Origin of the sequence: Chromobacterium haemolyticum DSM 19808 (genome assembly GCF_000711885.1) — a bacterium.
Taxonomy (GTDB): Bacteria; Pseudomonadota; Gammaproteobacteria; order Burkholderiales; family Chromobacteriaceae; genus Chromobacterium; species Chromobacterium haemolyticum.
Window position 1 is genome coordinate 108,749 of the sequence record NZ_JONK01000001.1, and the last position, 19,501, is coordinate 128,249.

Here is a 19,501-nt window from a genome sequence, read left to right on the forward strand (position 1 = left end):
CCGCTTGTAGGACCTTCGATTGAGCTTGTGTTATGTAGACGTCGTCCGTCTGTGCTTTAGTTTTGACGCGCCAAGCTTGTATTTGGACACTTTAGTGAATTGAGATCCCCGTTTGGGCCGCCTTCGTGCGGCCTCTTTTTTTGCTTCGCTTCCGGGAGTCTATCACAAAAGCATGGGGGAGGTGGGTTCACTCCGCCGTGGAGGAAAGGTAAAAAAAAAGAGCCCCGGTAAGGGGGCTCTGAATTGCACCTTCGCTCAGGTGATCTACGCAGCTGCCGGAGGGCGTGTATCCACAGCGAACAGCGCTTCGATCGTATCAAACCGCCCTCGGGGGAGAGCGAATTCGATGGAGGCAGTATGCGCCTGCCGGAACGGGTCAAATAGAGTGATTATTGGGGGCTTGTGTGACGGGCTGTGATGAAATCGGGGTAGGCTTAACAATTGCGCAATGAATTTGCGCTTTTGTATTGATGCGGGGCTGCGGCGCATAAAAAAAGAGCCCCGGATGGGGCCCCAATTTGCACCTTCGCTCAGGAGACCAACGCGCTGGCCAGAAGGGGTAGGTAATTTCCAACAGAACCCGCGCGTTGATCATGCCAGATCAGGACTCTCGCGAGCCCTGGCTGCTGACGGAAACCAGTATGCCGTTTTGTTTCGAAGGCGGATATTTGGATTTGTTGTGTTTTATGTGACGCTATGTGACCCGGAAGGGATTGGCCGTTATCATGACGCAGTGCAAACAATCATGGCGCGCCGGCCGTGAACGGCGCTTGATGGACGCCGCGCCGGCTCGTCTTTCAAGGGGAACAGCGTGGACAAGCATTACCCGGTAATCGACACTCGCAGCATCGTGATGCGCTGGGGCGATATGGATGCCGTCGGGCATTTGAACAATACCTATTATTTCCGTTATCTGGAACAGATCCGCCTGGATTGGCTGGAGAGCCTGGGGCACGGGATCGATCCTTCCGGCTGCGGGCCGGTGCTGGCGGGCACTTCCTGCGTGTTTCGCAAGGAGATCACCTATCCGGCCACGCTCGACATTACCATTGAACTGGAAAAGCTGGGACGCAGCAGTTTGAAGCTGCGCCATCATTTTTATCGGCGCGACGATCCCGGCGTAGTGTACGCCAGCGGCGAGGTAACATTGGTGTGGGTGGACTACCAGGCGGGCAAGTCGGTCTCCATTCCCGACGACATCCGCGAAGCGGTGGAGACGGCGGCCAAATCCGCCGTTTGAGTCCCTGTTCAAAGTCTCGCGAGCAAGGGCGAGACACGGCGAAAACGGCTGAGAAATCGGAATGGTCGAGGGGTATATGAGCATTTTGAGCTTGTACTCACCGCACAACGCTTCACGAAGCGCAGCAGACTTTGAACAAGCTCTGAGACTCCCGCCGTTGTTCTTGGCCCCCGGCGCTCTGATGCGTCGGGGGCTTTTGCCTGGTGACCCGCGTCAGCCCTGCTAGGGGACTTTGTTGCGCATCAGGTCGCGGATCAGGAATCGGCTGGGGTGGGTGGCCTGCATCAGACTGCGGGCCACCGGGGCGGGTTCGTCCTCCAGCAGAGCGGCGAGGATTTCGCCGGACAGCGGCGCGGTGATCATGCCGCGCGAACCATGGGCGGTATTGACGTAGAGACCATCTATCCAGGGCGCTGATGCGCTGAGTTTCAGCGAGGCGTCCTTGCTCAGGGGCAAATAGGCGTCGATCAGGCTTTGCGCGTGGGCGACGGGGCCGACGATGGGCAGGTAGTCCGGGCTGGTGCAGCGCAGCGCGGCGCGCCCGGCCAGGGCTTTGTCCAGCAGGCCTTCTCCGCCCAAAGCCTGGTACAGGCTGGGGGCTAGCCCCGCCAGCATTTGCAGATTTTCCTGATGCTCGAACAGATTGACGCCGAGATCTTCGGTATTGAATTTGAAGGTGGCGCCCAGGCAGTGCTCGCCAAATCGGGCCGGGGAAATATAGCCCTCGCCGCACAGTACGGTGCGCAGCGCTTCGCTGTGTTCGGTTGCGCGCGCCACGGTGACTTGGCCGCGAATCTTTTTCAAGGGCAGGTGCTGGGTGGCGTCGAAGGAGCCGGTTTCCGCCGCACCGGCCAGAATGACCACGGAGCCGATGGCCACGGAGCCTTCATCGCCGATGGCGACCCAGCTTTTGTCCAACGGGTTGTAATCCAGCTCCACGATGGTGCGGCTGGTGCGAACCTGGATATTGGGATGTTCCACCAGTTTGCGCACCAGGGCGGGCGGGTTGATCCAGCCGCCCTCCGGAAAGAACAGGCCGCCGTGCTGCAGTTCGACGCCGGCCAGCTCGCTGGCCTCGCTGGCATCGACCGGGCGCAGGAAATCGGCGCCAAAACCGGCTGAGGCCAGGCCTTGCTGGCGTTCCGCCTCGGCCGCGTCATAGGCCAATTGCAATACGCCGCATCCGCGCCAGTTCGCGTCGTCTTCCGGCAACTGGGTTTTCAGCGTGCGGAGACTGTAGCCGTAGCCGGACAGGATCAGGCGGGTCAGCGGGGTGAAGTGTGGAGACAGCTTGGTGTACAGCACGCCTTGCGGGTTGCCGGAGGCGCCGCGGGCCAGTTCGGGCAGGCGTTCCACCACGGTGACTTGCCAGCCGCGGCAAGCCAGGCTGTAGGCGCTGGCGGCCCCGGCGATGCCGCCGCCGATGACAATGGCGCTGCGTTCGCCATGACGCCGCGCCGGGCGCGCGAACCACGGCGGCGACCACTCTCCGGCGGGCAGGGTTTGCAAATGACCGTGGCTCATTTCCCGCTTATGGCCGAAACCGGCGGTTTTGCTGACGGCGAAGCCGGCTTCGCTCAAACCGCGGCGCACAAAACCTGCGCTGGTGAATGTGGCGAAGGTGGCGCCGGGCGCCGAGAGCCGCGCCATGGCCTGGAACAGCTCCGCTTGCCACATGTCCGGGTTCTTGGACGGAGCGAAGCCATCAAGGAACCAGGCGTCGACGCGAGCGTCCACCTCCGGCAGCACTTCCAGAACGTCGCCGATCAGCAAGGTCAGCGTGACGCGTCCCTGATTCAGCAGCAGGCGGTGCCAGCCAGGGGGCAGGGCCTGGTATTGGGCCAGCAATTGTTGGGCCAGGCCGGCGAGCTGGGGCCAGAGCGCCAACGCCTGGGTCAGATCGCGCGGGGTCAGTGGAAATTTCTCCGCGCTGATGAAGTGCAGGCGCGTGTCGACCGGCGCGTATTGCAGGAAACATTCCCACGCGCACAAGAAATTCAGTCCGGTGCCGAAGCCGGTTTCCGCAATGGTGAAGTGGCCGCCGGAGGGCAGTTCGGCGAAACGTTCGGCCAAGCGGTTGTGCCGCAGGAAAACATGGCGGGTTTCGTCCAGGCCGGAGGCGCGGGAGAAATAGACATCGCCGAATGCGAGGGAAACCGGTTGACCGTCTTGCCAGTCAAGTTGAGCGTGTGGGGTCATGCGCGCGGAGTCGGGGCGCGGCGCGGCGCCGCTGATGAATTAGGATGTTCTGATGATACCGTAGTTTCGCGCTGCGATCAGCGCCGCTCCTCGAGACAGCGGCTGAGCCGGCTCTCAGAGCCTGTTCAAAGCCTGCTGCGCTTCGTGGAGCGTTGTGCCTCAGGCGATGCGAGAGGCGGCCAGGTCCAGCTGTTCCGGTGCCAGGCTGTCCAGCCGTAGAGGCACGGCTTCGGCCAGCTGCGGGTAATGCTTGCCCAGCGAACGGTAGTAGAGCGGATCGTAGTGTTTGGCCAGCAAATCCGCTACCAGCGCATCAAAGCGGCCGGCTAGGATCATCTGGTTCCAGGCCTCCATTTGCTCCCCTGAGTGCAAACCCTTCAAAAAACCCAACTGGCGGATCAAGGTCTCTGGGTCTTGCAGGTAGAAGGCGTAATCCTCAAGCAGAAAGCGCACGCGCTCGGCCAAGGGCACGTCGATCAGCAGGCAGTCGCCTTGGTGCATCTGACGATACAGCGCGTCGGGCAGGGTGACGAAGCCCACTTTCTTGCTTTCCGACTCGATGAAGACGGGCCGCATGAGGTCCAGGCCGCGAATCTGTTGCAGCAGCAAGGTGTCGAACCATTTTTGCGACGGCTGCGGCAAGTCCGGCAGGCGGCCGAGCACCGAGCCGCGGTGATTGGCCAACTGCTCCAGATCCAACACTTGGTGGCCGGCGCGCGCCAAGGCATGCAGCAAGCGGCTTTTGCCGGAGCCGGTGGGGCCGCAGATCACGCGCAGTTTGAGCTGTCCCGGGAGCTCATCCAGCCATTGCAGCGCTTGGCGGCGGTAGGCTTTGTAGCCGCCCTCCAACTGATGCGCTGGCCAGCCTATCTGTGCGAAAATCAGCGCCATGGAGCCGGAGCGCTGGCCGCCGCGCCAGCAGCATATCAGCGGGCGCCAGGATTTGGGGCGATCGGCGAAGCGCTCTTCGATGTGCCGGGCGATATTCTTGGCGGCCAGCGCCGCGCCCACTTTGCGCGCTTCAAATGGAGAAACCTGTTTGTACAGCGTACCGACGCGAATCCGCTCATCGTTGTCCAGAACCGGGCAGTTAATGGCGCCAGGAATATGATCCTCGGCAAATTCTGCCGGGGAACGGACGTCGATGATCTCGTCAAACTGCCCTAGCTGTGATACGTTCGCGACCTTGAAAAGCATAAATATGGCGGAGTCCGCAAATGGCTGAAATCAAATTGACGCAATTGTCTCACGGCGGCGGCTGCGGCTGCAAAATTGCCCCGGCGGTGCTGGAGTCCATTTTGTCGACGGCCAAGGAAAAAATGGCCTTTCCCAATCTCTTGGTGGGGGCGGAAACCAGCGACGACGCCGCGGTGTATCAATTGAACGCCTCGCAGGCGATCGTGGCGACCACTGATTTTTTCATGCCCATCGTAGACGATGCTTATGACTTTGGCCGCATCGCCGCCACCAACGCACTTTCAGACATCTACGCGATGGGAGCGACGCCCATCATGGCGCTGGCCATTGTGGGCATGCCGGTGAAGGTGTTGCCGGTGGAGACCATCCGCGACATTCTTTCTGGCGGCGAATCGGTGTGCCATGCCGCGGGCATTCCGCTCGCCGGCGGTCATTCCATCGATTCCCCCGAGCCTATTTACGGGCTGGTCGCTTTGGGCGTGGTGCATCCGGACCAGCTCAAGCGCAACAGCGAGGCGCAAGATGGCGACGTGCTGATTCTGGGCAAGGGCCTGGGCGTTGGCGTGCTGGCGCAGGCGATGAAAAAAGGGGAGTTGGACGACAAGGGCTACCAGGCCTTGATCGCCTCCACCACTAAGTTGAACACCGTGGGAGCGGAGTTGGCGGCCATGGACGGGGTGCACGCGCTGACCGACGTGACCGGCTTCGGCCTGCTCGGCCACGCCTTGGAAGTATGCAAGGGCGCGAGGTTGGCGGCGCACATCGATATGACCGACGTGCCGGTGATCGAGGAAGCCCGCGTTTTTGCGGAGCAAGGCTGCGGTCCTGGCGCGATTGAGCGCAACCTGGCCAGTTTCGGCGAGCACGTTGACTTCGGCGCGGATCTGCCGGAGTGGCAACTGCGCCTGCTGGCCGATCCGCAGACCAGCGGCGGCTTGCTGGCCGCGGTGGCGCCGGAGCAGGCGGACGAGGTTTTGGCGCGTTTCCAACGCGCCGGCTTCGGCTATGCCGCCAAGATCGGCAGGCTGGCCGCGGGCGAGGCTCGCGTCATCGTCCGCTGAGCGGCGCGAGATGAACGACGAAAAGCCGAAGAGCCCGTCGCTGGTTGCCCGCGACCGGCCTTTGACGGAACTGGCCCGGCTTGCGCCGGGCCGGGTAAGCGCCGCGCGCGGCCCCGCCGCCGGCGACACTCATGTTTCGTGGTTCGACGGCAGCGTGGCGGCGGGCTTTCCGTCGCCGGCCGACGACTATCTTGAGCGTTCGCTCAATCTCAACGACTTTCTGATCCAGCATCCGGACACCAGTTTCTTTGTGCGCGTTTCCGGCGACGCCATGGCCGGGGCCGGCATTTTCGACGGAGATCTGTTGATCGTCGATCGCCTGCCGCCGCCGCGCCACAACGATGTGGTTGTGGCTGTGGTGGGCGACGAGTTTCTGGTGCGCCGGCTGCATCTGAGTCCAGCTCATGCCTGCTTGCGCGCCGCGCAAGCAGGCTGCGCCGATTTGCCGGTGGAGACCGGTGTGGAGATCTGGGGCGTGGTCAGCGCGGTGGTGCGCTCGCTGCGCTAGCCTTGCCGGGCGACCATTCCCGTCCCAGGCCAGGGTTTTCTCCGTTGAATTCACCATATTTCCCGCTGCATTGGCTGTTTTAGAATTTGTTAGGCGATGTCATCGGGCGGGCTCAAGACTCGAGGCCTTTTGTCATAGCCTGGCTGGATACCGCTCTTAATGCATGAGTTAAGTTTTTCGGTAATGCCATGGGGCAGTGACGCCAAGTTGAAAATTGGGTTCAAGATCGACAATAGAGAGGCTTGAAAAGCAACTGGCCATGCCCAAATAGTGCATATCAACGTTCCGAAGGAGCCACTCCATGCGATTCGACAAGCTGACCACCAAGTTCCAGCAGGCGCTGGGGGATGCCCAGAGCCTGGCCCTGTCTCAAGACCATGCTTATATCGAGCCGCAGCATTTGCTGCTGGCCATGCTAGACGACGCCGACGGCGGCATTGCCGGCCTGCTGGCGCGCGCCGGGGTCAATGTGCCCGGCCTGAAGGGCGCGCTAAACCAATCTTTACAGCGTTTGCCGCGGGTGCAGGGCAACGGTGGCGAGATCACCGTGTCGCGGGATTTGGCTAATCTGTTGAACCTGAGCGATAAGGCCGCGATGAAACTGGGCGACGAGTTCATCGCCAGCGAGCTGTTCCTGTCCGCGTTGAGCCAGGACAAGGGCGAGGCCGCTCGGCTGTTGAAAGAGCATGGCGGCCAGCCAGCGGCGATTCAGGCTGCGATTGACGCGGTGCGCGGCGGCGAGAACGTCTCCAGTCAGGATGCGGAGAGCCAGCGCGAAGCCTTGAAAAAGTACACTCAGGATCTGACCGAACGCGCGCGTCAGGGCAAGCTGGACCCGGTGATCGGCCGTGACGACGAAATCCGCCGCGCGATCCAGGTTTTGCAGCGGCGCACCAAGAACAACCCGGTATTGATCGGGGAGCCCGGCGTCGGCAAGACCGCCATCGTCGAAGGTCTGGCTCAGCGCATCGTTAACGGCGAAGTGCCGGAAAGCCTGAAAAACAAACGCCTGCTGGTGCTGGATCTGGCCGCGCTGATCGCCGGCGCCAAGTTCCGTGGCGAGTTTGAGGAGCGGCTGAAAGCGGTATTGAATGATCTGTCCAAGGACGATGGCCAGACCCTGATCTTCATCGACGAAATCCACACTCTGGTGGGCGCGGGCAAGGCCGACGGCGCGATGGACGCGGGCAATATGCTGAAGCCGGCGCTGGCGCGCGGCGAACTTCACTGCATCGGCGCGACCACGCTGGACGAGTATCGTCGTTACATTGAAAAGGATGCGGCGCTGGAGCGCCGCTTCCAGAAAGTACTGGTTGGCGAGCCGTCGGTGGAGGACACCATCGCCATCCTCCGCGGCTTGCAGGAAAAGTATGAGATTCATCACGGCGTGGACATCACCGACCCGGCCATTGTCGCCGCCGCCGAACTGTCGCAGCGCTACATCACCGATCGCTTCCTGCCTGACAAGGCCATCGACCTGATCGACGAGGCCGCCAGCCGCATCAAGATGGAACTGGATTCCAAGCCGGAGGAAATGGACCGGCTGGACCGCCGGCTGATTCAACTGAAGATCGAGCGGGAGGCGGTGAACAAGGAAAGCGACGAAGCCTCGCAAAAGCGGCTGAAGTTGATCGAGGACGAGATCGCCGAGTTGTCGCGCGCTTATGCGGATCTGGACGAAATCTGGAAGGCGGAAAAAGCCGCGCAACAGGGCTCGCAGAGCATCAAGGAGGAAATCGAGCGCCTCAAGGTGGAAATGGAGGACCTGAAGCGCAAGGGCGATTGGCAGAAGCTGGCGGAGCTGCAGTACGGCAAGCTGCCGCAGCTGGAGGCGCGGCTGAAGGACGCGGAGGCCGCCGGCGCCGGCGAGCAGTCCAAGCCCAATCGCTTGCTGCGCACCCAGGTGGGGGCGGAGGAGATCGCGGAAGTGGTCAGCCGAGCCACCGGCATTCCCGTGTCCAAGATGCTGGAAGGCGAGCGCGACAAGCTGCTGCGCATGGAGGACGTGTTGCATCAGCGCGTGGTGGGGCAGGACGAAGCGGTCAGCGCGGTGGCCGACGCCATCCGCCGCTCCCGTTCCGGCCTGGCCGACCCCAACAAGCCTTACGGCTCCTTCCTGTTCCTGGGGCCGACCGGCGTGGGCAAGACCGAACTGTGCAAGGCATTGGCCGGATTCATGTTCGACAGCGAAGACCACCTGATCCGCATCGACATGTCCGAGTACATGGAGAAGCATTCGGTGGCGCGGCTGATCGGCGCGCCGCCGGGTTATGTCGGCTACGAGGAGGGCGGCTATCTGACCGAGCAGGTGCGACGCAAGCCGTATAGCGTGATCCTGCTGGACGAGGTGGAAAAAGCGCACCCGGACGTGTTCAACATCCTGTTGCAAGTGCTGGACGACGGCCGCTTGACCGATGGACAGGGCCGCACTGTGGATTTCAAGAACACGGTGGTGGTGATGACGTCCAATATCGGCAGCCAGCAGATACAGGCAATGGACACCGATGATTACCAGGTGATCAAGCTGGCGGTGATGGCGGAGGTGAAAACCCAGTTCCGGCCGGAGTTCATCAACCGCATCGACGAGGTGGTGGTGTTCCACGGCCTGGGCGAGCAGCATATCAAGTCCATCGCCCGCATCCAGCTTAAGAGCCTGGAAGGCCGGCTGGCGAAGCTGGATCTGGACTTGCAGATCAGCGAGGAGGCGTTGGCGCTGTTGTCCGAAGCCGGCTTCGATCCGGTTTACGGCGCGCGGCCCTTGAAGCGGGCTATCCAGTCCGAGTTGGAGAATCCGCTGGCCAAAGCCATCCTGGCAGGAGAGTACCCGCCGAAATCCACCATTATGGTGGAGGCGCGCGACGGTCGTCTGAGCTTCGCCTGAGCATGTCCCGCTCATGAAAAAAGCCCGGCTATCCGGGCTTTTTCTTTGCGCGACGACGTCAGCCGCGATCAGGGTGGCGGAAGCAGGCGGACATATGGTCATTGACCACGCCGCAGGCTTGCAGATAGGCGTAGATCACCGTACTGCCGACGAAATTCATGCCGGCTTTCTTCAGCGCCTTGCTGATGCGGTCGGACAGTTCGGTGCTGGCGAGCACCCGCTCGTCGTCGCGACGGCGCAATATGGGCCGGCCGTCCACATGCCCCCACAGCCAATCGGCGAAGCTGCCGTGTTGCTGTTGCATCTGCAGAAACACCTTGGCGTTGCGGATGGCGCTCTGGATCTTCAACCTGTTGCGCACAATGCCGGTGTCCTGCATCAGGCGCTCAACGTCGCCGTCGTCCATCGCCGCCACCTTCACCGGGTCAAAGCCGTGAAAGGCGCGGCGGTAGCCGTCGCGCTTGCGCAGGATGGTAATCCAGGACAGGCCGGCCTGAGCGCCCTCCAGAATCAGCATCTCGAACAGCTTGCGGTCGTCGTGTTCAGGACATCCCCATTCCTCGTCGTGATAAGCGACGTAGAGGGGATCGTCGCCGCACCAGGCGCAGCGGGTTGGGACGGGCATCAGCGGTTATGCAGCAGGATGTCGCACTGCAGCCCCATTTTTTGCAAGCCGGTGCGGCTTTGCAGGTTGATCACCAGAGGATTGCGGATGTTCGCCTTCATCGTGGATAAGGCGGGATGTTGTTCGTCGGCCTGATTGCTCAGCATAAGCAGGATGGCCACATCCTGCGGCTGTTGCAATTTCAGTTCGGACACCTCGGCGTCGTCCAGTTCGATCTCGTAGCGGATGTCCAGCGCTTCCGGCGTGGTGATGCTGAAGATGACGCCAGGGTCGTCCAGCGATTGCAGCCAGAACACCTGGGGCTGCGCCTGAGTGGCGTTGTGAAAGAGCTTGAAACGGGTGCAGTTTTCCAACGCGGGAATGCCGCGCGGGAAAGTGATGACGGTGCTCTCGTCGATATCGACTTGGCCGAGCTGGCTGGACTGGAACCGCATGGCGTGCCTCCTGGCGTGACAATGTTCTCATTATGCATGGCGGCGGCGGCAATTGCACAAGCGGAACCCCGCCGGTGGAGAAGATTGCAAGCTGTGGTTGTGGCCGCGGGTTTAACAACCTATATCAATATTACTCGAATGTCGTATTTGAATTGGGTTGCGGCCGGCCGGCAGAGTGCCCGCGCGCGATGCTAAGGGGGAGATCCCATGGGCTTGCCAGCAAAGCGGTTTCTGATTCTTGAAGATCAGTTGGTATTGCGGAAATTGATTTCTCGTCAGGCCAGCTTCTTTAGCCGTTACGAAGTGGCCATCGATGAGTTCAGCGACCCGGCTGAGGCGTTGCGCAGCATCGGCGAGAACAGCTACGACCTGATTGTCACCGATATCGGCATGCCGGGCATGAACGGCATCGACTTCATCAAACATGTGGCCTTGCTTGGTTACCGGGCGGCGCTGCTGATCATCTCCGGCTATGACGGCAAGACGCTGAACACCATCAGCGAGATGGCCTGCAGCCTGGGCATAGGCAGCACCCGTTTCCTATCCAAGCCGTATTCGGCGGAATCCTTTCTCACCGCGCTCAACAGCATCTTCAACGATCTGGAGCGCGCCTATCAGGTACAGCAACTGGAAGTGGAGAGCTTTTTCGCCGACGTGTGTTCCGGGGAGTTCAAGCTGGAGCTTGAGCCGGTCTTGAGCCTGCCCGGCCACCGGCTTGCAGGCTTCGACGTGACGGCGCTGATCCGCCCGCAAGGGCGGGTGGAGTGGAGCGCGGTGCTGTTCAATGTGCTGGCGCGGCGTAAGGGAATCTCCGCCCTGGTGCTGGAGGAGTTGGTGGCGCGCATCGCCAATTTGCTGACCGGTTTGCGCCAGCAAGGGCTGGGTGAGGAATGCGATTTCAACGTCCGCATCGACAAAGCCTGCCTGGAGAGTGAAAACCTGTTTGATCACTGTCATTCCCTGTTGCAGCAGCGAGGCGTGCCGCCGCGTTTGCTGGGCTTCGAGTTGGCCGAAGGCCTGGGACCGCAATCGCCGGCTCAGGCTTTCGAGAACGTCGCCAAGATCAAGTATCTGGGGTTTCGCCTGATCGCCGATCACTTCGGCACCGGCTCGTTGACCCAGAGCAATATGCTCAAGCTGCCGTTCGACCATGTGAACATCCCCATCGAATCCCTGCGATGGATAAGAACCATGCTGGGGGCGGATCCTCAGGCGTTGCGCTTTTTGCGTATTTACGGCTTGCCGCCGGGGGCGATTACCGTAAGCGGTGTCGATGAGGAGGAGGACGTCGCGCTGGCTCAGGAGATGGGATGTCCTCGCGTGCAGGGCGCTTGTATGGCCTTGCCGGTACGCGAAAACGAGTTAAGTGACTATTTGCGGCGGAGCCAAGAAACCGCGGCGGCGGAAGGAGGCGCGGGATGAGCGTTGCGGCAGTGGATTTTTCGCGGATGCGGATATTGGTCGTGGACGATCAAACCCTGGTGCGTTCATTGATCAGCCAGGCCTTGCAGACCATGGGCATGCGTTCGGACGCCATTTTTCAAACCGCGGACGGCACCGCGTCGATGCGGTTGTTGGACATCCGCATGGTGGACCTGGTGCTGTGCGATGTGCAGATGGCGCCGATGAACGGCATGGACTTGCTCAAGGAATTGCGCTGCGGGCATACCATGAATCCTTCCAACCTGCCTTTCGTGTTTTTGTCCGGCCATGCGGACCGCAGCAATGTGGTGCTGGCCAGTCAGCTCCACGCCGACGGCTTTGTGGTCAAACCGCCTAAGCCTGCCGATGTCGAGAAAGCGATTGTGGCGGCGATGCAGCGCAAGCGGCCGGAAATCGACCCGTTCAGCTACTACGGCGTGGCCACCGGCACCGAATACGACCGCAAGGTCTTTGGCCGGCTGTTCGACGCTCCGGCGTTGCCGGAGGCGCCGTCGGGCACGGCGGTGAGCTTGCTGACGGTCAAGGCCGGGGCGGTGCTGGCCCAGGATCTGTTCAGCAAGCACGGCCATTTGTTGCTGCCGCGCGGCGCCGCCATTTCCGCCAACCAGATCACGGTATTGCGTGATTTCAGCGATCGCTACGGCGTGTTGCGGCTTTTCGTCGAGGAGATTTCCGAGACCGAAGCCGAGTCGTCCCGAGAACATTGAGTGCCGTCGATGAAGTTCGCCAGGCCGCGCCAGGACCATATCAAATCCATCCGCCGAGCGGTCATCCTGATCGTGCTGTTGCTGGGCGTGCTGCAGGCGATGGCCATTCTGCGTTTGTTGAACGAGTCCTGGGACTCCTATCGCACGGCCAGGCACGTGGCCGAACTCAACCGCGATATTTCCGCCTTGTATCAGGCGGTTAGCTCGGAAAACCTGGAAAGCAGCAAGCTGCGCTTGTTGTTGACGGCGAAATCCCCGCCTACGCCGCAACAGCGAGAAGAGCTAAGCTGGCTGGCCCGCAATACGGACGCCAAGTTCAGTGTGGCGCTGGCCTCCATTCCCGTCATGACCGGGATGGATGCCTCCAGCCAGACACGCATGCGCAATCTGGCCCACGATTTCAAAGTGCTGCGAGAGGAGTCTTACGCGGAATTACGCCGTCCGGATTTTCAGAATGAGTCTTTGAGCAACTTGCTGTATTTGGTCACGGCGCGGATGCGCAACGAGGCCGGCGGCATTCTGGCCGCGGACACGGCGCAGTTGGCAAGCCAGGGCGACCCCACCCTCAACAGCCTGATGATGATCAAGCAAAGCTTGTGGCAGTTGGGCGGCCAATTGCGCGGCAACGTGGTGGCGTTGATCATGCGGGAGCAGTTGGGACATCGAATGAACCGCGACATCGAGGATGACCTGGCCTTCCGGCTAAGCTCCGCGATGTTGATGGTGGAGCAGCTGCGGCCAGTGATTTTGGGGGTGCGCGACGACGCATTGAAAGCCGAGTTCACCAATCTGGCCACGTTGACGCTGAAGCTGCAGTTAGTGGTCAAGCTGCAGCTTGAGCAGATCGACGGCGCCCAGTCCTTCAATCAGGCCACGAATTTTCGCGCCAGCTTGGCGGAACTGGACGGGGAGTTGAAGCGCGTCTTCGACATGGTGGAACAGATGACGGCCGATCGTATTGACGAGAGCCGGCGAGTCAATTTGTTCCGCATGGTGCGCGACGGCTTGTTCGGTTTGTTGGCGCTTGGCCTGATGGTGGTGTTGCTGTACTACATGGTGCGCCGGGTGCTGCGGCCGCTGTCCGCCTTGAAACATATGTTGGACGCCTCCGGCGACGCGGTGCTGATCGTCAATAGCAACGGGCGGATCGAGATCGCCAACGCCGGGGCCGGCAAAATGTTCGTTTATCCTCAGGCGGCGCTGCATGGCATGTCGGTCTACAGCTTGCTGGAGGTGCCGGGCGGGGCCGCGCATCTGACCCAGGCCTTGAACGATCAGGAAACGGTAGCGTTGGCCGGGGAAGGCTTGTCCGCCAACGGCGAGCGTTTCTATGTGACGATTTCCCTCAGCCAGTTCAGCAACAGCCGGGACCACGGCTGGCGCATGCTCACGGTGCGCAACGAACAGCAAAGACGGCAGGCGGAAACCACGCTGGAGCGCAGCGTCGAATTGTTGTCCGCGATTTCGGTGGTGGAAGGCATGCTGTTGGCGCGAGAGCCGCGGGACAAGGTGTTTGAAGAACTGCATCGCGTGTTCTGTCACCATACCGGTGCTCGAGAATGTCTGCTGGTGGCTTGGTCGCCGTTGGACGAGGGCGGGCAGTCCCTGTGCTTGCAAGCCGGCCAATGGCCGCCGGAGTTGCAGCCGTTGTCGGAAGTGGCGTATGCGGCCGCCCCGCTCAGTCAATTGTTCCAACTGCTCAGCGAGCGATCCACTTGGATTTCCCTGCCGGTGATGCTGGGCGGCGATGTCGCCGCCGCGGTGTGCATGCAACAGCCGGACGTGTACCGGCTGGGCGTAGGCATGCAGCCTCTGATCGGCGCTTACGCCAATATTCTGGGATTTTACGATGAGGAGGCGCGGCGCAAGGTGTCGGAAGCGCAGTTGCGCACCGTGCTTCAGGAAGAGGAGGCGGTGTTCGCCTCGTCTCCGGTGGGCTTGCTGCGCCTGAACGAGCAATTGCAGATTTCCCGCTCCAATCAAACGGCGGAAATGATTTTCGATGTTGGGGTTTACGGCCTGGTTGGCATGCACTTGATGGAGTTGATGGCTTCGGATCAGGGCTGGATCGAGCTGACCGAGCATTTGCAGCAAATGCGGCAAGGCACGCGCGTTCATTGTGAGCTGGAGTGTTTTACCGGCGCCGGTCTCCCGATCTGGGTCTTGTTCGAAGGCCAGATGGTGGCGACGGAAACGGTGGAGGGGGTGATGATCCTGGCCTGCCTGGACATCACCGAACGCAAGATGGCCGAGTTCGAGCTTCGCATGGCGCGAGACCAGGCCAATGCCGCCAACCGCGCCAAGAGCGCATTCCTGGCCACCATGAGCCACGAGATCCGCACGCCGATGAACGGAGTGCTGGGCATGTTGGAGTTGTTGAACATGACCCGGCTGGACGGCGAGCAGCGGGACGCGGTGGCCACGATACACGACTCCGCGCATACGCTATTGCGTTTGATCGACGATATTCTGGATTTCTCCAAGATCGAGGCAGACAAACTGGAGATTGTCACCGCGCCCACGGCGATGCGGCCGTTTTTGGAGAGCGTTCGCAGCCTGTATCAGGAAAACGCTTATAAGAAGGGCTTGGATTTTCAGCTGGAAGTGGATGATCAACTGGCGCCGACGCTGGTGCTGGATCCCTTGCGCTTACGGCAAATTCTGCAGAACTTCATCAGCAACGCGATCAAGTTCACCGCTCAGGGCGGCGTGATCATCCGCGTCAAGGTGCTTAGCACCATGGCCAATTATCAGTCGCTCAGTTTTGAGGTGGAGGACAGCGGCATCGGTATGACCGAGGAGAGTTTGTCCCGGTTGTTCCAGCCTTTCACCCAGGCGGACTCCGACACCACCCGGCGCTTTGGCGGCACCGGTCTGGGGCTTGCCATCTGCCGACGGCTGGCCGGACTGATGGGCGGTCACGTGGAACTGGAAAGCCAATTGGGCAAGGGCAGTTGCGCGCGCTTGTTGCTGGAAGCGGAGTGGTCGGAACAGGTGGTGGCGCCGGTCAGCCTGCCCCAGGTTCACGTGCCGGCGGAGACGCCGCGCGAAGAGGAGATCGAAACCGCGGCGCCTTCTCCGGAGCAAAGCGTGCTGCCCATTCTGTTTGCCGAGGACAACCCGACCAACCGCAAGCTCACGCTCAAGCAACTGGAAAAGCTGGGCTATTCGGCGGAGTGGGCCGAGGACGGCGAGCAGGCCTTCGCCAAATGGCAAACCGGCCGCTACTCGATGATTCTGACCGATTGCCACATGCCGGGCATCGACGGTTATCAACTGGCGCGGCTGGTGCGCGCACAGGAGCAAGAAGAGCCGGCGCGGGGTCATATTCCCATCGTCGCCTGCACCGCGAACGCCGCCAAGGAGGAGCTGGACAAGACCCGTGACGCGGGCATGGATGATTTTCTGACCAAGCCGCTGTCGATCGCGGAGCTGTCCGCTGCCCTGCAAAAATGGACGACGACGGGAAGCGTTCCGGAAGCCGCGCCTCCGCCGCCTGCCGCGGCAGGGCCTGAGGACGGGCCGGTGGACCGCTCCGTTCTGCAGGTGTACAGCAACGGCGACCTGCAAGTTGAGCTGGAGATCCTGCGAGACTTCCAGCAAGGCAACGCCGAGGACGTGGGCGAGTTGCGCAGCGCCATCGCAGAAGGCTCGAGCGACCGCGTCAGCTTTGCCGCCCACCGAGTCAAGGGCGCCAGCCGCATGGTGGGCGTCAATGCCTTGGGCGCTGCCGCCGAGGCGGTGGAAAAGGCGGGCAAGGCCCAGTCGCTGGAGCAGGTGACGGCCCTGATGCCGGCCTTCGACGCGGCGCTGGCCGAGTTTGACGCCTGGATGGCCCGGCAGAATGAAACCAATTTGGCATGAGGCCCTGTCGTTTGTTGCGCTTCGTCAGATATGGCGCGATGAGTAGCGTGTCGAAATGCTCATCAATCACTCGTACATTCCGCTTTTTCACTCGCTTTCGCCTTGTCTCGCTTTAGCTCGCGAGATCGAGAACAGCTGCTTTACCCGCTCCGCTCTGTCCGTTGTTCTTCGCCTTTGCTCGCTAGACTTTGAACAAGTACAGAGGCGCGCCAAGGTCGGCTAAAATGTCCAGCCATGAGCGAGCCGACATCACTTTACCCACAGTTGGAAGCGGCGCTGCTGTGCCGCGACGTTGAGCGCAAGATGGCGCTGGCGGTTGAGGCCTTGCACGGCTGGCGCGTCGACGCGCTGCCGCGCAACACGGATGCGCCGCCGCCATACCCGTTGCCCGAGGCTGGGCGTCCTCCGCTGCCGGAGCTAGTGCATCCGTCCAAGGTGCCCAAGCGCAGCCTGTCCACGCGCCAGGGGCATGCCGCCTTGCTCCACGCCATCGCCCACATCGAATTCAACGCCGTCAACCTGGCGCTGGACGCCGCTTGGCGGTTCCGCGCGATGCCGGATGCTTTCGTCAGCGATTGGCTGCAGGTTGCAGCGGAAGAGGCGCGCCACTTTTCCCTGTTGCTGCGGCGTCTGCGGGAACTGGGGCACGACTACGGGGATTTCCCGGCCCACAACGGTTTGTGGGCGATGAGCTGCAAGACCGATTACGATCCGCTGGCGCGCATGGCTCTGGTGCCCAGAGTGTTGGAAGCCCGCGGCCTGGACGTGACGCCGGGCATACAGCGTCGGCTGGCCGGCATCGGCGATCACGCGAGCGTAGCGGTGCTGGACATCATCTTGCGCGAGGAAGTGGGGCATGTGCGCATCGGCAACGCTTGGTTTGGGCGGCTGTGCCGACAGCGCGGCCTGGAGCCGGAGACCTGTTTTCAGGAACTGCTGCGACGCCACGATGTCCAGCTTTACCGCGGGGCTTATAATCTGGCCGCTCGCGAGCGGGCGGGGTTTTCAGCCAGGGAGCTGGAATCGCTGCGCGCCTTGTGCGAAGACGACACCGCTTCAGCCGGCTAGACTGCCGGCGGCCTTACCTGGAACGACGAAACATGCTATTGAATTTGTTTAAGAAGATGCAAAAGCAGCGGCGCTTCGCCATGACGGTGCTGCTGCTCAGCACCTTGATCTTCGCGCTCAGCTCGGCCCTGTGGCGCGGCTTTGACGGCGGCCCCGGCCCGTTGCTGGCCATTTTGTGTCCGTTGGCGATGCTGCTGGCCTTGATCTGCCAGTTCAGCGCTTTGCTGGCATTGGCGAAAAGACCTTAAACCAAAAAAGGATTTTTAAAACAGCGGCTTAAAGTGTTGATTGCGGACCGCGCACGGACTTGACTGGCATCGGCAGGCCGCGCATAATCGCCCCCGTATCGATAAGGGTCAGGGCTCCACATTGGGTGGAGCCTTTGCTTTTTGGAATTTTCGGAGAAACCGAGTCATGGACCATCAGGCATTCCTGCGCCAATTGGAAACCAACGCGCTGCCTGCATCCGACTTCAACCATCGCGCGCATCTGTACGCCGCATGGGCCTATCGTCGCCAATACCCGGCGCCGGAGGCTGCCGCCCGTTGCGCGCGCGCGCTGTCCCGTTTCGCCATGGTGAACGGCGCGGCGATGAAGTACCACCACACCCTGACCATGGCCATCCTGGTGATTCTGTACAGCCGGATGGCCAGCCAGCCGCAGTTGCTGGAAGACTGGGAAGCGTTCGCCAGCCACTGCCCGGACATGCTGGCCGACCCCCGCGCGGTGATCCTGCAACACTATTCTTCAGAGCGCCTGGACGACGATTCGGCGCGCAAAGGCTTTGTCGAGCCGGACCGCGAGCCGTTGCCGATGTCCTGTTTGCTGCACTGAGCCCACGCTCAACGAACCCCACCAGAATAAACAATGAAAGCACCGGAACTTCTGCTGCCGGCCGGCACGCTGGACAAGATGCGCGCCGCCTACGACTTTGGCGCCGACGCCGTCTACGCCGGCCAGCCGCGCTACAGCCTGCGCGCCCGCAATAACGATTTCAAGCTGGAAGAGCTGAAGCAGGGCATAGACGAAGCCCACGCGCGCGGCAAACTGTTTTTTGTCGCCAGCAACATCCTGCCGCACAACAGCAAGATCAAGACCTATATGGCCGATATGGAGCCGGTGATCGCGATGAAGCCGGACGCGCTGATCATGGCCGATCCAGGCCTGATCATGATGGTGCGCGAGAAGTGGCCGGAAGTGCCCATCCATTTGTCGGTGCAGGCCAATACCGTCAACTACATGGGCGTCAAGTTCTGGCAGAAGCTGGGCGTGTCGCGCATCATTTTGTCGCGCGAACTGAGCCTGGACGAAATCGCCGAGATTCGCCAGCAATGCCCTGACATTGAACTGGAAGTGTTTGTGCACGGCGCGCTGTGCATCGCTTATTCCGGCCGCTGCCTGCTGTCCGGCTATTTCAACCATCGCGACCCGAACCAGGGCACCTGCACCAACGCCTGTCGCTGGGATTACAAGGTGCATGATACCCAGGGCGATGATGCCGGCGATGTGCAGACCATCAAGTTCGACTTCAACAAGGCCCTGGAAGAGGCCAACCAGAGCTTCGCCTCCTGCGGCGGCGCCGAGCGTCATCCGTTGGCGGACAAGACCTATCTGATTGAAGAGGGCAGCCGCCCCGGCGAGCTGATGCCCATCATTGAAGACGAGCACGGCACCTACATCATGAACTCCAAGGACCTGCGCGCGGTGGAGCAGGTGGAGAAGCTGGCCAAGATCGGCGTGGATTCGCTGAAGATCGAGGGCCGCACCAAGAGCTTGTACTACGTGGCGCGCGCCGCTCAGGTGTACCGCAAGGCCATCGACGACGCCGTGGCCGGCCGCCCGTTCGACCTCGGCTTGCTGGCTGAGCTGGACGGCCTCGCCAACCGCGGCTACACCCCGGGCTTCCTGGAGCGCCACCAGACGCAGGAATATCAGAATTACATCACCGGCCATTCCAAGGCCAAGCAGAGCCAATACGTGGGCGACGTGCTGTCCGTGGATGCCGAAGGCTGGGCGCTGATCGAGGTGAAAAACCGCTTCGCGGTGGGCGACCGCATCGAAGTGATTCATCCCAGCGGCAACCAGATCATCGAACTGGCCCAGATGACCCGCAACGATCAGCCGGTGAGCGTGGCGGCCGGCAACGGCATGCAGGTCAAGATCCCCGGCATGCAGGGCAAGGAGAAAGCGCTGCTGGCGCGGCTGTTCTGACCCAGAGGGGAGCAATGGAGCAAGACAGGCGGCTAATGGCCGCCTGTTTTTTTTCGTGATTGC

The 19,501-nt window shown here is 61.5% G+C and carries 15 protein-coding genes; 11 read left to right on the forward strand and 4 right to left on the reverse strand.

What is annotated here, in order from left to right; translation table 11 throughout:
• Window positions 1-811: 811 nt before the first annotated feature.
• Entirely contained in the window at window positions 812-1,240 is a 429-nt protein-coding gene (locus BR71_RS00525; protein ID WP_019104189.1) for an acyl-CoA thioesterase, read from the forward strand.
• 222 nt (window positions 1,241-1,462) lie between these two features.
• On the opposite strand, the gene mnmC is transcribed toward BR71_RS00525, so the two are convergent.
• Together mnmC and mnmH are read right to left on the reverse strand one after the other, a co-directional pair.
• Entirely contained in the window at window positions 1,463-3,439 is a 1,977-nt protein-coding gene (mnmC, locus tag BR71_RS00530; protein ID WP_043631158.1) for a bifunctional tRNA (5-methylaminomethyl-2-thiouridine)(34)-methyltransferase MnmC2/FAD-dependent 5-carboxymethylaminomethyl-2-thiouridine(34) oxidoreductase MnmC1, read from the reverse strand.
• Between the two features lie 159 nt (window positions 3,440-3,598).
• Window positions 3,599-4,636: a tRNA 2-selenouridine(34) synthase MnmH gene (mnmH, locus tag BR71_RS00535; protein ID WP_043631162.1), complete on the reverse strand. Its 1,038-nt coding sequence runs from the start codon at window positions 4,634-4,636 to the stop codon at window positions 3,599-3,601.
• A 20-nt stretch (window positions 4,637-4,656) separates the two neighbouring features.
• On the opposite strand from mnmH, the gene selD reads away from it, so the two are divergent.
• The 3 genes from selD to clpB all read left to right on the forward strand — a co-directional run bounded on the left by selD (window position 4,657) and on the right by clpB (window position 9,086).
• Window positions 4,657-5,697: a selenide, water dikinase SelD gene (gene selD / locus BR71_RS00540; protein WP_052370218.1), complete on the forward strand. Its 1,041-nt coding sequence runs from the start codon at window positions 4,657-4,659 to the stop codon at window positions 5,695-5,697.
• Between the two features lie 10 nt (window positions 5,698-5,707).
• Window positions 5,708-6,205 (forward strand): LexA family protein, encoded by a 498-nt coding sequence (locus BR71_RS00545; protein WP_081554943.1) that lies wholly within the window; start codon window positions 5,708-5,710, stop codon window positions 6,203-6,205.
• A gap of 301 nt (window positions 6,206-6,506) precedes the next feature.
• The gene (gene clpB, locus BR71_RS00550) at window positions 6,507-9,086 is read left to right on the forward strand and encodes an ATP-dependent chaperone ClpB (RefSeq protein ID WP_043631168.1); all 2,580 of its coding nucleotides are present in this window, start codon (window positions 6,507-6,509) and stop codon (window positions 9,084-9,086) included.
• A 58-nt stretch (window positions 9,087-9,144) separates the two neighbouring features.
• On the opposite strand, the gene BR71_RS00555 is transcribed toward clpB, so the two are convergent.
• Both BR71_RS00555 and fliW read right to left on the reverse strand, forming a co-directional pair.
• Window positions 9,145-9,711 (reverse strand): DNA-3-methyladenine glycosylase I, encoded by a 567-nt coding sequence (locus BR71_RS00555; RefSeq protein WP_043631171.1) that lies wholly within the window; start codon window positions 9,709-9,711, stop codon window positions 9,145-9,147.
• Complete coding sequence (gene fliW / locus BR71_RS00560; protein WP_043631175.1) at window positions 9,711-10,145, reverse strand: flagellar assembly protein FliW; 435 nt, start codon at window positions 10,143-10,145, stop codon at window positions 9,711-9,713. The genes BR71_RS00555 and fliW overlap by 1 nt, the downstream gene beginning before the upstream one ends.
• A gap of 207 nt (window positions 10,146-10,352) precedes the next feature.
• Here fliW and BR71_RS00565 point away from each other — a divergent pair, with 207 nt between their 5' ends.
• From BR71_RS00565 to trhP, 7 genes are all read left to right on the forward strand, one after another.
• Window positions 10,353-11,567, forward strand: a complete 1,215-nt coding sequence (locus BR71_RS00565) for an EAL domain-containing response regulator (RefSeq protein ID WP_043631179.1) — start codon at window positions 10,353-10,355, stop codon at window positions 11,565-11,567.
• Entirely contained in the window at window positions 11,564-12,295 is a 732-nt protein-coding gene (locus tag BR71_RS00570) for a response regulator (protein WP_052370219.1), read from the forward strand. Before BR71_RS00565 ends, BR71_RS00570 begins: the two co-directional genes overlap by 4 nt.
• Window positions 12,296-12,304: 9 nt before the next feature.
• Window positions 12,305-16,159, forward strand: coding sequence for an ATP-binding protein (locus BR71_RS00575; protein ID WP_052370220.1), 3,855 nt, complete (start codon window positions 12,305-12,307; stop codon window positions 16,157-16,159).
• Between the two features lie 234 nt (window positions 16,160-16,393).
• Window positions 16,394-17,227 (forward strand): ferritin-like domain-containing protein, encoded by an 834-nt coding sequence (locus tag BR71_RS00580; RefSeq protein ID WP_043631182.1) that lies wholly within the window; start codon window positions 16,394-16,396, stop codon window positions 17,225-17,227.
• Between the two features lie 32 nt (window positions 17,228-17,259).
• A complete protein-coding gene (locus tag BR71_RS00585) occupies window positions 17,260-17,475 on the forward strand; it encodes a hypothetical protein (RefSeq protein ID WP_019101450.1) in 216 nt (71 codons plus the stop codon).
• Window positions 17,476-17,641: 166 nt separating this feature from the next.
• On the forward strand, window positions 17,642-18,061 hold the full coding sequence (locus tag BR71_RS00590) for a hypothetical protein (RefSeq protein ID WP_043631185.1): 420 nt from the start codon (window positions 17,642-17,644) through the stop codon (window positions 18,059-18,061).
• Window positions 18,062-18,094: 33 nt separating this feature from the next.
• On the forward strand, window positions 18,095-19,438 hold the full coding sequence (gene trhP, locus BR71_RS00595) for a prephenate-dependent tRNA uridine(34) hydroxylase TrhP (protein WP_019101452.1): 1,344 nt from the start codon (window positions 18,095-18,097) through the stop codon (window positions 19,436-19,438).
• The last annotated feature ends 63 nt before the right edge of the window (window positions 19,439-19,501 follow it).

What these genes read in the sequence shown, in the direction of transcription:
- mnmC (WP_043631158.1), bottom strand. Translation starts at nt 3,439, where the DNA reads ATGACCCCACACGCTCAACTTGACTGGCAAGACGGTCAACCGGTTTCC.
- mnmH (WP_043631162.1), bottom strand. Translation starts at nt 4,636, where the DNA reads ATGCTTTTCAAGGTCGCGAACGTATCACAGCTAGGGCAGTTTGACGAG.
- selD (WP_052370218.1), top strand. Translation starts at nt 4,657, where the DNA reads ATGGCTGAAATCAAATTGACGCAATTGTCTCACGGCGGCGGCTGCGGC.
- BR71_RS00545 (WP_081554943.1), top strand. Translation starts at nt 5,708, where the DNA reads ATGAACGACGAAAAGCCGAAGAGCCCGTCGCTGGTTGCCCGCGACCGG.
- clpB (WP_043631168.1), top strand. Translation starts at nt 6,507, where the DNA reads ATGCGATTCGACAAGCTGACCACCAAGTTCCAGCAGGCGCTGGGGGAT.
- BR71_RS00555 (WP_043631171.1), bottom strand. Translation starts at nt 9,711, where the DNA reads ATGCCCGTCCCAACCCGCTGCGCCTGGTGCGGCGACGATCCCCTCTAC.
- fliW (WP_043631175.1), bottom strand. Translation starts at nt 10,145, where the DNA reads ATGCGGTTCCAGTCCAGCCAGCTCGGCCAAGTCGATATCGACGAGAGC.
- BR71_RS00565 (WP_043631179.1), top strand. Translation starts at nt 10,353, where the DNA reads ATGGGCTTGCCAGCAAAGCGGTTTCTGATTCTTGAAGATCAGTTGGTA.
- BR71_RS00570 (WP_052370219.1), top strand. Translation starts at nt 11,564, where the DNA reads ATGAGCGTTGCGGCAGTGGATTTTTCGCGGATGCGGATATTGGTCGTG.
- BR71_RS00575 (WP_052370220.1), top strand. Translation starts at nt 12,305, where the DNA reads ATGAAGTTCGCCAGGCCGCGCCAGGACCATATCAAATCCATCCGCCGA.
- BR71_RS00580 (WP_043631182.1), top strand. Translation starts at nt 16,394, where the DNA reads ATGAGCGAGCCGACATCACTTTACCCACAGTTGGAAGCGGCGCTGCTG.
- BR71_RS00585 (WP_019101450.1), top strand. Translation starts at nt 17,260, where the DNA reads ATGCTATTGAATTTGTTTAAGAAGATGCAAAAGCAGCGGCGCTTCGCC.
- BR71_RS00590 (WP_043631185.1), top strand. Translation starts at nt 17,642, where the DNA reads ATGGACCATCAGGCATTCCTGCGCCAATTGGAAACCAACGCGCTGCCT.
- trhP (WP_019101452.1), top strand. Translation starts at nt 18,095, where the DNA reads ATGAAAGCACCGGAACTTCTGCTGCCGGCCGGCACGCTGGACAAGATG.